Here is a 15,110-nt window from a genome sequence, read left to right as displayed (position 1 = left end):
CGGACGCGGCACGAAAGGCGGCCGGTCTAGACCCTCAGAACGGTGGTCGAGATGCCACTGGCACAGCTCGTCGGCGGGGCGGGTCCCGCGGGCGCGTGGGCGGGCGTCGACGACAGCGGCGTTCCGCGCTGTGCGGTCGTGTCCGCCGCCCCCGCGTTCGACGGTTCGCCGACGCGGAGATCCCCGCGCGTCGAAGTCGGCTCGGACAGGCCCTTCTTCTCACACGGGCGAGGGGCGGTCGGCCCCGCCTCGTCCTCGGCGACCAGGCCGGCGGAGAGCACGGCGACCGGAGACGACGGGACGGGCGCGGCGCTCGCGTCCCCGGAGCCCGCGGCCGTCGAGCCGCGGCCCGCCGCCGTCACGCACAGCACGGCGACCGTCACGGTGACCATCGCCAGCACACAACGCAGCAGCGACACCGCTCGGGTGTGCCTGCCGCGCTGGGACATCGGGGACGGCTCCTACCGCTCGGGCTGCTCAGGGACGTATGCGGAAGCCACCCTACATACCCGGCTTCGAGCCGCCCGACGTGGCTGAGGGGATCGGCACCGCCTGTCCCGTCACCCGTGTGCGCGGATCCCCCGGGCTCACGTCGATGAGCAGGTCGCTGGGGCGTCCCATGTCCTCACCCTGGCGGATCGTGATCGTGCCGCGTCGGGTCACCAGGCCCAGCTCGCGGAGGTATCCGCCGAACGCGGCGGCCGCCGCCCCCGTCGCCGGGTCCTCCACGACCCCACCGACGGGAAACGGGTTGCGGGCGTGGAAGCGCTCCGCCGACTCGCGCCACACCAGGTCCACCGTCGTCCAGCCGTGACGCCGCATGACCTCGGCGAGCCCGTCGAAGTCGTAGTCGAGGTCGGCCAGCCGGGCCCGTGAGGCCGCCGCGAGCACCAGGTGGTCGGCGCCCCCGAACGCCACGTGCGGAGGCAGGGCGGGGTCCAGGTCGTCCGGAGCCCAGCCGAGCGCCCGGAGCGCCGCGTCCGACTCCGAGGCGAGAGCCGGGCGGGAACGCGTCGGCACACTGGTGAGGGTGGCCCGCACCGCGCCGGCATCGTCGGCCGCGGTGGACACGGGAACCTCGCCGGCGGGTGTGTCGAGGACGATCTCGCCGGGTCCCGTCCGCTCGGCGAGGGCGACTGCCAGCGCGACGGTCGCGTGCCCGCAGAACGCCACCTCGGCGAGGGGGCTGAAGTAGCGGACCCGGAACCGGCGCGTCGCCGCGTCGCCGCCGGTGACGAAGACGGTCTCGGAGTACCCCACGTCGGCGGCGACCGCCCGCATCGCCGTGCCGTCGAGCCCGGAGGCGTCGAGGACCACCCCGGCCGGATTGCCGCCCGCCAAGTCGTCGGTGAAGGCGGCGTAGCGCAGGATCTCGGTCTTGTCCGTCGACTCGGATCGGTCTGCCACGTCGCTCGTTCCCGTCACATCGGTGCTCATGACCACCACGCTGTCACCCGGTGCCGATCGTGTCCAACGATCGCTCCCGATACTTGCCATCGGGAAACCGCATAGGCTGGGCCAGGTGGACACCAGACTGCTGACAACCTTCGTCACGCTCGCCCGCACGGGCGGCTTCACCGCCGCCGCCGCCGAACTGCACCTGGCCCAGTCCACGGTCACCGTGCACATCCGCACCCTGGAACGGAACCTCGGTGTCCGGCTCTTCGACCGTCTGCCCACCGGCGCGCTGCTCACCGACGCCGGCCACCGGCTCCTGGAGCGGGCCGAGGAGGTACTCGACAGCCTGGCGCGGTTGCGCGCCGCTTGTGACGACGCCGGCGTCGTGTCGGGGCGGGTGGTGGTCGGCAGCCCGGAGTCCCTGTGCGCGAGCCGACTGCCGGGCGTCGTCGCCGCCCTGCGGGCTACTCACCCGGAGGTGGACGTCCACCTGTACGCGGCCGGGACCCCTCAGTGCCTGGAAGGACTGCGGTCGGGGCGGCTCGACCTGGCCCTGCTGCTGGAGGAGGAGACGGAGTTCCACGACGTGACGGGTGAACCCATGGCCTTCGAGCCGCTCGCCCTCGTCTCCGCTCCCGGACACCCCCTCGCCGCACGGGCGCACGCGGTGAGCTGGCCGGAACTGGCGGCGGAGAGCTTCTTCCTGCTGGAGGAGGGCTGCTCCTACAGCGACGCGCTGGCGTGGCGGTTGCTCGACGTGCCGGGTGGGCGGCCGAGGCTGACCCGGTTCGGGAGCGTGGACGCGGCGCGCAACTGTGTGGCGGCCGGTCTGGGGCTGACCCTGCTGCCGCTGACCACCGTGGAGGAGGAGCTGCGACGGGGGCGGCTGGTACGGGTCGACGGACCGGGTTTTCCCGATGTACCGGTACGACTGGCCAGGCACCGCCGGCGGTGGCAGTCACCGGCCGCTCAGGAGGTCGCGCGGGCACTGGTGCGGCATCTCGGCGACTGAGCGGTCCCGGGTCGGAGCACTCATCTCGACCAGAACGCCCGCATCACATCGGTGGTGGTGGCACCGGACGGTTCGACGTCAGGCCCGGGACCGACCGCCGGTGCCGCTCTCAGCCGTCCACGGAGGCGCGCAGCCGTGCGCTGGCCATCCGCATGTGTTCGGCCATCGCACGGTCCGCGGCCTCCGGATCGCGCGCGCGGATCGCCTGGAGCACCGCGTCGTGTTCGCACAGCGTGCCGCTGACGGTGCCCTCGATGTCGCTGACGCGTTCCATCCAGACCTGGAGCAGTGCCCGGATGCTGTGCAGGATGTCGCTGAGGACGGTGTTGCCCGCGATGCGGGCCGTCTCCAGGTGGAAGGCGATGTCGGCGTCGATGAACGCCGTGACGTCGCCGCCCGCGTCACGCATGTGCCGGAGATGCTCCTCCAGCACGGCCACGTCCTCGTCGGACGCGCGCTGGGCCGCCAGCCGGGCCGAGACCCCCTCCATGTACGTACGTACCTCGACCAGATCCTTGGTGCGCCGCTGGCCCAGCATCAGCCCCCAGTTGATCGCCCGGGGCAGGAACTCCGAGGTGCCCTCGCGCACGTAGGACCCGGAGCCGGGGCGGATCTCGATGATCCCGAGGACGTCCAGGGCGGACAGCGCGCCGCGCACGCTGGAGCGCGCGACACCGAGGGCCTCGGCCAGCTGCCGCTCGGCGGGCAGTCGCGTGCCGGGCTGTATGTCGCCGGCCGAGAGATGGTCGAGGAGCCGCTTGGCGACCTCACTCACGGACGACTCGCGCACCACGGGGCGTAGCAACTGCGCGAGGTCGGGCGCGGCGGCGGAGCTCTGCTGATCAGGCTGACTGGTCACGGTCACCAGTCAACCAGATGCCCTGCTCACCCGACTGACCAGGCAGTTCACCCATCCCTTGGGTGCGGTTTGTCAAGAGTTGGGGCGTGGGGAAATCTATGACCGTCGCCACACTGGTAAATTGGTGACCAATTTGGGGTCGAGGCATAGCGTGAAGGCGAACCGGCCGGCCGCCCTCGTGGCGGACCGTCCGGCACGACCACCCCGGACAGAGCTGTCCGGGCGAGCCGAGGAGTCGCCATGGGTGCCCAAGCGCCATCCGCGGCAGTCGAGAGAACTGCCATCAAGAAGGTCTCAGTCCGCCTCGTGCCGTTCGTGGCGCTGATGTTCTTCGTGAACTACCTGGACCGTACGGCCGTCTCGTTCGCCGAACCGAACGGCATGGGGCAGGACCTCGCCCTGACCGCCGCCCAGTTCGGCTTCGCGTCCGGGATCTTCTTCCTCGGCTACATCGTGCTCGAGGTCCCCAGCAACATGGCCCTGCACCGCTTCGGGGCCCGCCGCTGGCTGGCCCGGATCATGGTGACCTGGGGCGTCGTCTCCCTGCTGTTCACCTGGGTCAGCAGCAGCGGCGGGCTCTACACCCTGCGGTTCCTGCTCGGTGTCGCGGAGGCCGGGTTCTTCCCCGGCGCGATCCTCTTCCTCAGCCAGTGGGTGCCCTCTCGCCACCGCACCAAGATCCTCGGTCTGTTCTACCTCGCCCAGCCGCTGACCACCGTGTTCGGCGCCCCGCTGGCCGGCTGGCTGATCGGCCGGCACGGCCTGTTCGGCCTCGAGGGCTGGCGGGTGATGTTCCTGTTCGTGTCACTGCCCGCGATCATCCTCGGCGTCGTCGCCTGGTTCTACCTGATCGACAAGCCCGCCGACGCCAAGTGGCTCACCCCCGCCGAGCGCGAGTGGCTGACCACCGAACTCGCCGCCGAGAACGCCCAGAAGACCGGGCACGAGAGCCAGCACGCCAAGGGTGCCCTGAAGAAGGCCTTCGGCAGCGGCCGGGTCTGGACCCTCGCCGCGGTCTACTTCGGCTTCGTCTACGGCCTGTACGCCCTCGCCTTCTTCCTGCCGACGATCATCAACGGCTTCCAGGAGCAGTACGACACCACGTTCAGCGTGATGGACAAGGCCTGGATCACGGCCATCCCGTACCTGCCCGCCGCCGTCGTCCTCTTCTTCTGGAGCCGGCACGCAACCCGCCACGGCACTCGGACCTGGCACGTGGCCGGCCCGGCCGTCGTCGGCGGCGTGTCCATCCCCCTGGCCCTCTACATGGGCTCCCCGGCCGCCACGGTCGCCGTGATCACCGTGACCGCCTGCGCCATCTTCGCCGCCCTGCCCGTCTTCTGGTCCGTGCCCTCCCGCTTCCTGACCGGAGCGGCCGCCGCGGCGGGCATCGCCCTGATCAACACCGCGGGGAACGTCGCGGGCTTCGCCTCCAGCTACATCACCGGCTGGCTCAAGGACTGGACGGGCGCCTACTACGTACCGCTGTACCTCGTCGGTTTCTTCATGCTGCTCTCCGCCGCCCTGATGGTCTGGCTCGCCGCCCGCGACCGTACCGGCGAACCGGCTCCCGACCCCGAGCACCAGGCCATGGAGGCCCTCCGATGACCCGTCTGTTCAACGACCCCGCCGCCTTCGCCGACGAGGCGCTGGAAGGATTCGCCGCGGCCCACCGGCGCTGGGTCCGGCCCGTCACCGGCGGCGTCGTCCGGGCCACCGCCACCCCTGCCGGTCAGGTGGCCGTGGTGATCGGCGGCGGCTCGGGCCACTACCCCGCCTTCTCCGGCCTGGTCGGCCGGGGCCTGGCCCACGGTGCCGCGGTCGGCAACGTCTTCGCCTCGCCCTCCGCCCAGCAGATCCGCTCCGTGGCCAGGGCCGCGTACGGCGGCGCCGGAGTGCTGCTGATGTACGGGAACTACGCGGGTGACGTCCTGCACTTCGGCCAGGCCGCCGAGCGGCTCGCCGCCGACGGCATCGACGCCCGGACGTTCGCGGTCGCCGACGACATCTCCAGCGCGGCTGTGGACGAGTCCGCCAAGCGACGCGGCATCGCCGGTGACCTGCCCGTCTTCAAGGCGGCGGCCGCCGCGGCCGAGCAGGGCCTGCCCCTGGACGAGGTGATGCGCGTCGCCGAACGGACAGGCGCCCGCACCCGCTCCTTCGGCATCGCCTTCTCCGGCTGCACCCTGCCGGGCGCCGACCGCCCCCTGTTCACCGTCCCCGAGGCCCGCATGGCCGTGGGCCTCGGCATCCACGGGGAGCCCGGCATCGGCGAGGAGGAGCTGCCCACCGCCGACGAGGCGGCACGGCTCCTGGTCGGCACCCTGCTGAAGGAACTCCCCGAGGACGTCGAGGTGCCGGCCGGACAGCGCGCCGCGGTCATCCTCAACGGCCTGGGCTCGGTCAAGTACGAGGAGCTGTTCGTCGTCTACCGCGAGGTCGCGGCCCTCCTCGGCGAGGCCGGCGTGGAGATCGTCGACCCCGAGGTCGGCGAACTCGTCACCAGCTTCGACATGGCCGGTGTCTCCCTCACCCTGACCTGGCTGGACGCCCGCCTGGAAGAACTGTGGCGGGCTCCGGCCGACACGCCGGCCTTCCGCAAGGGCGCTCTCGACGCACCTGAACAGGAGGGCCGGGTCCCTCTGGCGGAGGACATCCCGGACACCGCCGTACCTCCCGCCTCCGCGACCTCCCGGCATGCCGCCGACGCCACCCTGGCCGCGCTGGACGCGGTGGCCGTCACCGTCGGCACGCACGCCGACGAGCTCGGCCGCATCGACGCCGTCGCCGGGGACGGCGACCACGGCATCGGCATGCGGCGCGGCTCCACCGCCGCCCTGCGGGCCGCCACCGACGCCCACGGGCTCGGCGCGGGCGCCGGCACCGTACTGACCCGGGCCGGCGACGCCTGGGCGGACAAAGCGGGCGGCACTTCCGGCGCCCTGTGGGGCACCATCCTGCGCTCCCTGGGCACCGCCCTCGGTGACCAGGACGCCCCGGACGCCGCCCGGGCCGCCGCCGGGGTCACGGAGGCCTCTGCCGCCGTACGCCGGCTGGGCGGGGCGGAGGTGGGCGACAAGACCATGGTCGACGTTCTCGTTCCCTTCGCCGACACGCTCGCCGACGCCGTGGCCGAGGGCCTGGGCCTCACGGAGGCCTGGGACCGCGCCGCCACCGCCGCCACGGAGGCGGCCGCCGCGACCGCCGGCCTGCTGCCCCGCAAGGGCCGGGCCCGCCCGCACGCCGAGAAGTCCCTCGGCACTGCCGACGCGGGCGCGCACTCCCTGGCCCTGATCACCCGCGCCGTCCACGGCGCCCTGCTCGACCACGCCCGCGAAGACCACGCCCGCGAAGACCTCTTCCACGACCACCACTGAGGAAAGCCGCCATGACCGACAAGCTCCGCATAGTCGTCGGGTCCGACGACGCCGGTTACCAGTACAAGGAAGCACTCAAGCAGGACCTGCGCGGCAGCGCCCTGGTCGCCGAGGTCACCGACGTGGGCGTCGACGCCGACGGTCACACCGCCTATCCCAAGGTCGCCATCGCCGCCGCCGAGATGGTCGCCCGGGGCGAGGCCGACCGCGCCCTGCTGGTGTGCGGCACCGGACTCGGTGTCGCCATCGCCGCCAACAAGGTCAGGGGCGTACGAGCCGTCACCGCCCACGACTCCTTCTCCGTCGAGCGGGCGGTCCTCTCCAACAACGCGCAGGTCCTCACCTTCGGCCAGCGCGTCGTCGGCCTCGAACTCGCCCGCCGCCTGGCCGCCGAGTGGCTCACCTACCGCTTCGACGAGAGCTCGGCGTCGGCGGCCAAGGTCCAGCTGATGTGCGACTACGAGACCGTCGCGGGCGACGGGGCAGCCGCCTGATGTCCGCCCCCGCATCGTCGCCCGTCCTGCTGGGGGTGAGCCTGAAGATGTACTTCGGCCACCACCAGACCCTGAACTGGTCCCGCAGGATCGCGGCCCTGGCCGAACGGCACCCCGCGGTCGCCTCCGGCGCCGCCCGCCTCTTCGTCCTCCCCGCCTTCCCGACCCTGGTCCCCGCCACCGGCATCCTCGCCCCGTACGGTGTCGCCATCGGCGCCCAGGACATCGCCGCCGAGGACAGTGGTCCGTACACCGGGGAGGTGGGAGGCCCCCTCCTGAAGGAGATCGGCTGCCGCTACGCCGAGGTCGGCCACGCCGAGCGCCGCCGCCTGTACGGCGAGGGCGACACGGTCGTCGCCGCCAAGACCGCCGCCGCCCTGCGCAACGGCCTCACCCCCGTCCTGTGCGTAGGCGAACGCGACCGGGCCGACCCGGCCGAGGCCGCGGCCCGCACGGTCGCCGAGGCGGAACGCCTGCTGCACGGCCTGGACGGCGCGGTCGTCCTCGCCTACGAACCCCAGTGGGCCATCGGCGCCCCCGAACCGGCCTCCACCGACCACATAGCGACCGTGTGCACCGCCCTGCGCGGCTGGCTCGACACCCGCCCGCGGCACACCGGCTCCACCGTCATCTACGGCGGCAGCGCGGGACCCGGCCTGCTGACCCGCCTGGCCGGCACCGCCGAGGGACTCTTCCTCGGCCGCTTCGCCCACGACCCGGCGAACGTCGAGGCCGTCCTCGACGAAATCCGCTCCCCGGCCCCGGCGGCGGTGGCGTGATGGCGTACGGCATCAGCACCTACGCGTACTTCTGGCGCATCTCCGACCGAGCTCCCCGGCCGATGAGCCTGACCGCGATGCTCCGCGACACGGCGGAGCTCGGCGGCGAGGTCTTCCAGATCTGCGACTACGCGCCCATCGAGTCCTACGACGCCGCACGGCTCGCCGACGTCCGCGCCACCGCCGACGAACTGGGCCTGGCCCTGGAACTCGGCACCCGGGGCATCCGCCCCGAACACCTGTCGAAGTACCTCGACATGGCGGGTGAACTGGGCGTCACCCTGGTCCGCTCCATGCTCAACACGGCCGACCACCGACCCGGCACCACCGAGGCGGCCGCCCTGCTGGCGGAAGCGGTGCCCCGCTACGCCGACGCGGGCGTCACCCTCGGTCTGGAGACCTACGAGCAGGTTGCCACCGACGACCTCGTGGCCGTCGTACGCGCTGTCGACAGCCCGTACCTCGGCATCGTCCTCGACCCCGGCAACAGCGTCGCCCGCCTGGAGCGGCCCGTGGACGTCGTGGCCGCCAGCGCGCCGTACGTGGTCAACATCCACGTCAAGGACTTCGCCTTCACCCGCCGCGACGGCTGGGTCGGCTTCACCTACGCCGGCTGCCCGCTCGGCGAGGGCCTCCTCGACCACGACGGCATGATCGCCGCGGTCCGTACGGCCCGGCCGGGGGACCGCGGCATCAACCAGATCGTGGAGCACTGGCTCCCGTGGCAGGACGAGGGCTACGAAGCCACCGCCCGGCTCGAACACCAGTGGACGCAGCACAGCATCGTCACCCTCCTGAGGAGCAAGTAATGGCCACCGAGATCCAGAACCAGGCCGACGTGAAGACCGTCGCCGTCATCGGGGCCGCCGGCAAGATGGGCCAGCGCGTCTCCGACAACCTGGTGAAGAGCGACTTCCGGGTCCTCTTCAGCGAGGCGTCACCCAAGGGCCAGGAGCTCATCCGAGGCCTGGGCCGCGAACTGACCGAGTCCGCGGCCGCCGCCGCCGAGGCCGACGTCGTCATCCTCGCCGTGCCCGACGTGGTCCTCGGCAAGGTCTCCGAGGAGCTCGTGCCGCTGATGAGGCCGGGCACGGTCGTCCTCACCCTCGACCCGGCCGCCGCCTACGCCGGCCTGCTCCTCACCCGCGAGGACGTCCACTACGCCTGCGCCCACCCCTGCCACCCCTCGGTCTTCCTGGAGCGCACCACCAAGGAGGAGTGGCAGGACACCTTCGGCGGCATCGCCGCGCCGCAGGAGGTCGTCGCCGCCTACGAGGGCGGGGACGCCGCCAAGCAGGAACTCGCCGACGCGGTCATCCGCGTGATGTACGCCCCGGTCGTCGACGTGCACTGGGTCACCGTCAAGCAGCTCGCCGTGCTGGAGCCCACCCTCGTCGAGACCATCGCCTGCATGGTCGGCGCCCTGCTGACCGAGGCCCTGCACGAGACGGTCCACACCGTCGGCGTCCCGGAGAAGGCCGCCCGCGCGATGCTGCTGGGACACACCCAGGTCGCCCTGGCCAACACCCTCAAGGGCTCCAACCCGTTCTCGGACGCCTGCCTGATCGCCATGGACTACGGCCGCGAGTCCATCGTGCGCGACGACTGGAAGAAGGTCTTCGACGACGCGGAGCTGGACAAGGTCATCACGCGCATGCTGAAGATCAAGGAGATCAAGCGCTGACCTGCCGCCGGCCGTGACGCCGGAGGCCCTCTCGCGGGCCTCCGGCGTCGTCGCGCTCACGCCAGGGTGTCGAACACCGCCGTGACGCACAGCAGTTCGGACACGTCCGAGCCCACGGCGATCTCGCGGGGAGCCGAGCCCCGCCGGAACAGCCGGGCGTCCCGTTCGCCCCCGATCGCGGCGCGGTCGCCCTCGACCCGCAGCCAGGAGCCCTCCCTCAGACCGAGCACGGGTACGTCGTTCTCCTGGAGGAACTCCGTCAGCCGCTCCTCGCGGGTCTCGCCCTTGTGCGTCGACGCCGGGTCGGGGTCGAGGTAGTGCGGGTTGATCTGGAACGGGACCAGCCCGAGCGCCTCGAAGGACGGCGGCTCGACGATCGGCATGTCGTTGGTGGTGCGCAGCGAGGGCGCCGCCATGTTGGTGCCGGCGCTGGCCCCCATGTAGGGCAGCCCGTCGGCGACCGCCTTGGTCAGCGCGTCCCGCAGCCCGGTGCGGTACAGCGCGCTCAGCAGCCGGAAGGAGTTGCCGCCGCCGACGAACACGGCGTCCGCCCCGCCGAGCCGCGCGAGCGGGTCGCCGCCCTCGTGGACGCCCCGCACGTCGATCCCGGCCCCGGCGAGCGCGCCGCGCACCTTGGCGGTGTAGGCGTCGTGGTCGGCGAGGGCGTACGGGACGAAGGCCAGCCGCGCCCCGGGGGGCAGGAAGCCGGTCACGGTGTCGAGGGCGTGTTCCAGGTAGCCGCGGCCGTACTGGGTGGAGTTGGACAGGAGCAGCAGATTCACGGGGTCGGTCCTCATCGACGGGGGTGGAACGGTACGTCAGGTCGTACGGGGTGAACGCGGGCGCCGGTGGTGCTGCGGCGGATGCGTCAGGCGCTGTTCCAGCGACCGGACGGCGCGTCGCAGCACCTCCAGCCGGTCCTCGGGACCCTGGGGGAAGCGCTCCTTGGCGGCACCGAGACTGAGGCTGCCGTAGGGCTCCGAGCCGAGGAACACCGGCATCGCGACCGTGCCGATACCGGCGTCGTACTCGCCGACCGTCCAGGCGTGGCCCTGCGCGCGCACCTGGCGGAACTCGCGCTCCAGCTGGTCGGGGTCGGTCACCGTGCGTTCGGTGAAGCGCGCCATGGGGCGCCCGCGAAACAGCCGGTGGCGCTGGTCGTCCGGCAGGAAGGCGTAGAACGACTTGCTGGTGGCGCCCGCGTGCGCCGGATACAGCTCACCGACCAGGGGGTAGTAGCGCAGCGGGCCCTCCTCGCCCTCGACGGCCGCGACACAGCGCATGTGGAAGCTGTCGGGCAGGCAGAAGAGCACCGTGTCCCCGGTCGCGGCCCGCAGGTCCTGCAGGACCGGTTCCGCGAGCAGCTCCAGGGAGCCCGAGCGCTCCCAGAGACGGCCCAGGCGCAGGGCGGCCGGGCCGATCCGGTAGCGGCGGGTCGCCGGGTCGGAGACCAGGAAGCCACGGCCCGCGAGCGTGGACAGCAGACGCTGGGCGACCGAGGTGTCCCAGCCGAACTCGGCGGCGATCTCCGTCACCCCCCAGTCGGGCCGGGTGCGCTCGAACGCCAGCAGCACCAGTAGGGCGCGGTCGACGGTCTGCAGTGCCCCGGCCGGGGTCTTCCGGTCCCCGGGCCGAACGGGCTGAACGGGCCGATCGGCCACGGTGGCTCCCCTCGCTCGTCATGCGTCCGCCGTCTCCCGGGGCATCTCACCATTCAGACTTGAATTGCAGATAACGGGAAACAGTTGCGGAGAACGTTAGTCGATCCCGAACCTGCTTGTCAGCACCGTCCCAGGTGCGGATCAGGAGAACTGCCCATGTTGAAGTACGTCCTGGACCTCGTGGATCTGCTGGACGATCCCGACGCCGACGGCAAGCGCGTCGCCGCCCACCTCGACACCGTGGCGGGGCCCGAGGGCTCCGGTGCCGAGGTCACCACCGTCACCGGCGAGCGCGGCTCCACGGACTTCGTGCTGGTGCGGATACCGGGCCGGGACGGCCGCACGCGCGGCGGCCCGGCGCGCACGCTCGGTGTCGTGGGGCGCCTCGGCGGAATCGGGGCGCGCCCGGAGATGACCGGCCTCGTCTCCGACGCCGACGGGGCTCTCGCGGCCCTGGCCACGGCCGCCAAGCTCCTCGACATGCGCCGCCGCGGCGACGTGCTCGAAGGCGACGTGATCATCGCCACGCACATCTGCCCCGACGCCCCGACCGCGCCGCACGACCCGGTGCCGTTCATGGACTCGCCGGTCGACATCGCGACCATGAACCGGCACGAGGTCACCGGCGAGATGGAGGCCGTGCTCTCCGTCGACACCACCAAGGGCAACCGGATCATCAACCACAAGGGCCTCGCCCTGTCGCCCACCGTCAAGGAGGGCTGGGTGCTCAAGGTGAGCGAGCAGCTGGGAGAGCTGCTGGCCGTGGTGACCGGTGAGCCGTTGGTCACGTACCCGGTGACCACCCAGGACATCACCCCGTACGGTAACGGTGTACACCACATCAATTCGATCCTGCAGCCGGCCACGGCGACGGCCGCTCCGGTCGTCGGCCTCGCGATCACCTCCGCGGCGGTCGTGCCCGGCTGCCAGACGGGCGCGAGCCACGAGACAGACATCGCGGCGGCGGCCCGGTTCGCCGTCGAGACCGCGAAGGCCTACGGCGGCGGACGCCTCGAATTCCACGACGACCAGGAGTTCGACGCGCTCGTGTCCCGTTACGGCCCCCTGACCCACCTGCAGAGCTTCGGCCGCGAACCCGGGGAGTCGTGATCATGGCCGCGGACAAGAACACCGCCCAGGAGGCGGGCGCCACCAAGACCGTGGGCAGCGACGACTACGCACTGTCCCGCGTTCCGCGCGACAAGCGGCTCGGCTTCTGGACGATGCTGCTGCAGTGGCTCGCGCAGTCGGGCTCCATCTCGCAGTTCACCCTCGGCGCCACCATCGGCGTGGGGATGACCTTCGGCGACGCGTTCCTCGCGTTCACCCTCGGCGCGGTGATCCTCGAAGTCGTGATCTTCGCGATCGGCCTGGCCGGCATGCGCGAAGGCCTGGCGACCCCGCTGCTCACCCGCTGGGCCGGATTCGGCCGCAACGGCTCGGCCCTGGTGAGCCTGGTCATCTCCGTCAGTCTCGTCGGCTGGTTCGGCGTCCAGAACACGATCTTCGGCGACAGCGTGTCCGCGCTCGTCGGTGGTCCCTCCTGGCTGTGGTGCATCGTCGCCGGCTTCGCCATCACCGTCCTGGTGATCTTCGGCTTCCGGTACATGGCCGTCTTCGCCAAGATCGTCACCCCGCTGTTCTTCGCGATGGTCGCCTGGTCGGTCACCGATGCGCTGAGCGACCACTCGCTGTCCGAGCTGGTCAACTCCCCGCCGCCCGGCGAGACCATCCCGCTCGCCGTCGCCGCGACCGCGATCGCCGGCGGATTCATGACCGGCGCGATCGTCTCCCCCGAGATGACCCGTTACAACCGCAAGGGCAGTCACGTCTTCCTGCAGAGCGCCTCGTCGATGATCCTCTCCGAGTACATCGTCGGCATGACCGGTGTCCTGCTCGGCCACATGGTCGGCAGCGGCCAGGTCTCCCAGATCGTGCTCTCCACCTCCGGCGTCTTCGGCGTGCTCGTCGTCCTGATGTCCACGGCGAAGATCAACGACTGGAACCTGTACGGCTCCTCGCTCGGCGTCGTCAACTTCTTCCAGGTCGTCTTCGGCAAGCGCGTGCACCGCGGCGCGGTCACCATCGTCCTGGGCGTCGCCGGCACCGTCCTGTCCGCCGTCGGCATCATGACCCACTTCACCGACTTCCTGTCCGTGCTGGGCGTCGCCATCCCGCCGGTGGGCGGCATCATCGTCGCCGAGTACTGGGTGGTGCGCCGCATGCGCGCACCCCTGGACGCCACCCGCGAGGCCGGGACCCTGCCCGCCACCTCACCGACCTGGGTACCGATGTCCCTGGTCATCTGGGCCCTCGCCTTCTGCGTCGGCAAGTTCTACGACGGCGGCATCCCCGCCCTGAACTCCCTGCTGACCGCGTTCGTCCTCTACTGCGTCCTCGGCCTCGCCGGCTGGATCAGGACGTACGGCACCACCATCCTCGACGACGACACCCGGGCCGCCGCCCCGTCGACGTCCGCCACCGGCACGGCACCCGTAGGAGCACCATGAGCGCCACCCCTGTCCCCGCCTCCGAGGAGGCGCAGCGCGAAGTCGTCGACCTCTGCGCGGAGCTGATCCGCTTCGACACCTCCAACCCGACCAGCGACGAGCGGGCCTGCGCCGACTGGGTCGTGGCCCGCCTCAACGAGGCCGGCATCGCCTCGGAGCTGGTGGAGAGCGCCCCGGGCCGCGCCAACGTCGTCGCCCGCATCCCGGGCACCGACCCGTCGCGCGGTGCCCTGCTGGTCCACGGCCATCTGGACGTCGTCCCGGCAGACCCGGCCGAGTGGCAGGTGCCGCCGTTCTCCGGAGAGATCCGCGACGGCTACCTGTGGGGCCGCGGCGCCATCGACATGAAGGACACGGTGGCCGTCATGCTGGCCACCGCCCGGCACTTCGCCCGCACCGGCACCCGGCCCGCCCGCGAGATCGTCCTCGCCTTCCTCGCAGACGAGGAGGCCGGCGGCAGGTACGGTGCCCACTGGCTGGTCGAGCACCGGCCCGACCTGTTCGAGGGAGTGACCGAGGCGATCGGCGAGGGCGGCGGCTTCAGCTACGCCCTCGACGACACCCGGAGGCTGTATCCGATCGAGAACGCCCAGCGCGGCATGGCCTGGATGGAGCTGACGGCCACCGGCCGCGCCGGGCACGGCTCGTCGCCGAACGACGAGAACGCCGTCACCGACCTCGCCGAGTCCCTCACCCGCATCGGCCGGCACACCTTCCCGGTCCGGCTGATCGAACCGGTGCGCGCCCTGCTCGCCGAGGCCGCCCGGCTCAAGGGTGTCGACATCGACTTCGACGCGCCCGACCTGGACGCCGAACTGGCCAAGCTGGGACACGTGGCCGACTTCACGCAGGTCGTGCTGCGCAACTCGGCCAACCCGACGATGTTCTCGGCCGGCTACCAGACCAACGTCGTTCCGGGGAAGGCCACGGCCCGCGTCGACGGCCGCTTCCTGCCCGGCCACGAGCAGGAGCTGATCGACACCATCGACGCCCTACTACTGCCCTCGGTGTCCCGGCAGTGGGTCAACCACGACATCGCGATGGAGACCACCTTCGACGGCCCGCTCGTCGACGCCATGTGCGCCGCCGTGCGCGCCGAGGACCCCGACGGCCACCCGGTGCCGTACTGCAACCCGGGTGGCACCGACGCGAAGGCCTTCACCAAGCTGGACATCCGCTGTTTCGGCTTCAAGGGCCTGAAGCTGCCCCACGACCTGGACTACGGCCGTCTCTTCCACGGCGTCGACGAAAGGGTGCCGCTGGAGGGGCTGCGCTTCGGGGTACGGGTGATGGCCCGGCTGTGGCAGGAGTGCTGAGGCCCGCTTCCGGGACGGGC

General features: G+C 71.8%; 15 protein-coding genes. 10 read left to right on the top strand and 5 right to left on the bottom strand.

The window, feature by feature from the left end; translation table 11 throughout:
- Positions 1 to 26: 26 nt before the first annotated feature.
- Positions 27 to 449 (bottom strand): hypothetical protein, encoded by a 423-nt coding sequence (locus ABEA26_RS09880; RefSeq protein WP_345591120.1) that lies wholly within the window; start codon positions 447 to 449, stop codon positions 27 to 29.
- Between the two features lie 52 nt (positions 450 to 501).
- A complete protein-coding gene (locus ABEA26_RS09875) occupies positions 502 to 1,437 on the bottom strand; it encodes a PhzF family phenazine biosynthesis isomerase (protein WP_345591118.1) in 936 nt (311 codons plus the stop codon).
- Positions 1,438 to 1,522: 85 nt separating this feature from the next.
- Between ABEA26_RS09875 and ABEA26_RS09870 the strand changes: the two genes are divergently transcribed.
- Positions 1,523 to 2,410 carry a LysR family transcriptional regulator gene (locus ABEA26_RS09870; protein WP_345591116.1) on the top strand — a complete coding sequence of 296 codons (888 nt, stop codon included), beginning with the start codon at positions 1,523 to 1,525 and terminating at the stop codon, positions 2,408 to 2,410.
- Between the two features lie 109 nt (positions 2,411 to 2,519).
- Here ABEA26_RS09870 and ABEA26_RS09865 read toward each other — a convergent pair whose 3' ends face one another.
- Positions 2,520 to 3,275 carry a FadR/GntR family transcriptional regulator gene (locus tag ABEA26_RS09865; RefSeq protein ID WP_345591114.1) on the bottom strand — a complete coding sequence of 252 codons (756 nt, stop codon included), beginning with the start codon at positions 3,273 to 3,275 and terminating at the stop codon, positions 2,520 to 2,522.
- Positions 3,276 to 3,509: 234 nt separating this feature from the next.
- Here ABEA26_RS09865 and ABEA26_RS09860 point away from each other — a divergent pair, with 234 nt between their 5' ends.
- The 6 genes from ABEA26_RS09860 to ABEA26_RS09835 are packed head-to-tail and all read left to right on the top strand — an operon-like array spanning position 3,510 to position 9,603.
- The gene (locus ABEA26_RS09860; RefSeq protein ID WP_345591112.1) at positions 3,510 to 4,877 is read left to right on the top strand and encodes an MFS transporter; all 1,368 of its coding nucleotides are present in this window, start codon (positions 3,510 to 3,512) and stop codon (positions 4,875 to 4,877) included.
- Positions 4,874 to 6,646, top strand: coding sequence for a dihydroxyacetone kinase family protein (locus ABEA26_RS09855; protein WP_345591110.1), 1,773 nt, complete (start codon positions 4,874 to 4,876; stop codon positions 6,644 to 6,646). Before ABEA26_RS09860 ends, ABEA26_RS09855 begins: the two co-directional genes overlap by 4 nt.
- Before the next feature lie 11 nt (positions 6,647 to 6,657).
- Positions 6,658 to 7,140, top strand: coding sequence for a ribose-5-phosphate isomerase (locus ABEA26_RS09850; RefSeq protein ID WP_345591109.1), 483 nt, complete (start codon positions 6,658 to 6,660; stop codon positions 7,138 to 7,140).
- Positions 7,140 to 7,919 carry a triose-phosphate isomerase gene (locus ABEA26_RS09845; protein WP_345591108.1) on the top strand — a complete coding sequence of 260 codons (780 nt, stop codon included), beginning with the start codon at positions 7,140 to 7,142 and terminating at the stop codon, positions 7,917 to 7,919. Before ABEA26_RS09850 ends, ABEA26_RS09845 begins: the two co-directional genes overlap by 1 nt.
- Positions 7,919 to 8,728: a sugar phosphate isomerase/epimerase family protein gene (locus ABEA26_RS09840; RefSeq protein ID WP_345591107.1), complete on the top strand. Its 810-nt coding sequence runs from the start codon at positions 7,919 to 7,921 to the stop codon at positions 8,726 to 8,728. Before ABEA26_RS09845 ends, ABEA26_RS09840 begins: the two co-directional genes overlap by 1 nt.
- The gene (locus ABEA26_RS09835; RefSeq protein WP_345591105.1) at positions 8,728 to 9,603 is read left to right on the top strand and encodes a phosphogluconate dehydrogenase C-terminal domain-containing protein; all 876 of its coding nucleotides are present in this window, start codon (positions 8,728 to 8,730) and stop codon (positions 9,601 to 9,603) included. Before ABEA26_RS09840 ends, ABEA26_RS09835 begins: the two co-directional genes overlap by 1 nt.
- A 56-nt stretch (positions 9,604 to 9,659) precedes the next feature.
- Here ABEA26_RS09835 and pepE read toward each other — a convergent pair whose 3' ends face one another.
- Together pepE and ABEA26_RS09825 are read right to left on the bottom strand one after the other, a co-directional pair.
- Positions 9,660 to 10,385: a dipeptidase PepE gene (gene pepE / locus ABEA26_RS09830; RefSeq protein ID WP_345591154.1), complete on the bottom strand. Its 726-nt coding sequence runs from the start codon at positions 10,383 to 10,385 to the stop codon at positions 9,660 to 9,662.
- A 36-nt stretch (positions 10,386 to 10,421) separates the two neighbouring features.
- Positions 10,422 to 11,264 carry an IclR family transcriptional regulator gene (locus tag ABEA26_RS09825; protein WP_345591103.1) on the bottom strand — a complete coding sequence of 281 codons (843 nt, stop codon included), beginning with the start codon at positions 11,262 to 11,264 and terminating at the stop codon, positions 10,422 to 10,424.
- 156 nt (positions 11,265 to 11,420) lie between these two features.
- Between ABEA26_RS09825 and ABEA26_RS09820 the strand changes: the two genes are divergently transcribed.
- The 3 genes from ABEA26_RS09820 to ABEA26_RS09810 are packed head-to-tail and all read left to right on the top strand — an operon-like array spanning position 11,421 to position 15,090.
- Entirely contained in the window at positions 11,421 to 12,374 is a 954-nt protein-coding gene (locus ABEA26_RS09820) for a DUF1177 domain-containing protein (protein WP_345591101.1), read from the top strand.
- Positions 12,375 to 12,376: 2 nt separating this feature from the next.
- A complete protein-coding gene (locus ABEA26_RS09815) occupies positions 12,377 to 13,774 on the top strand; it encodes a cytosine permease (protein WP_345591099.1) in 1,398 nt (465 codons plus the stop codon).
- Entirely contained in the window at positions 13,771 to 15,090 is a 1,320-nt protein-coding gene (locus ABEA26_RS09810) for a M20/M25/M40 family metallo-hydrolase (protein WP_345591097.1), read from the top strand. Before ABEA26_RS09815 ends, ABEA26_RS09810 begins: the two co-directional genes overlap by 4 nt.
- The last annotated feature ends 20 nt before the right edge of the window (positions 15,091 to 15,110 follow it).

The organism is Streptomyces marokkonensis (genome assembly GCF_039539045.1).
Taxonomy (GTDB): domain Bacteria; phylum Actinomycetota; class Actinomycetes; order Streptomycetales; family Streptomycetaceae; genus Streptomyces; species Streptomyces marokkonensis.
This window is presented reverse-complemented; position numbering and strand designations above follow the sequence as displayed.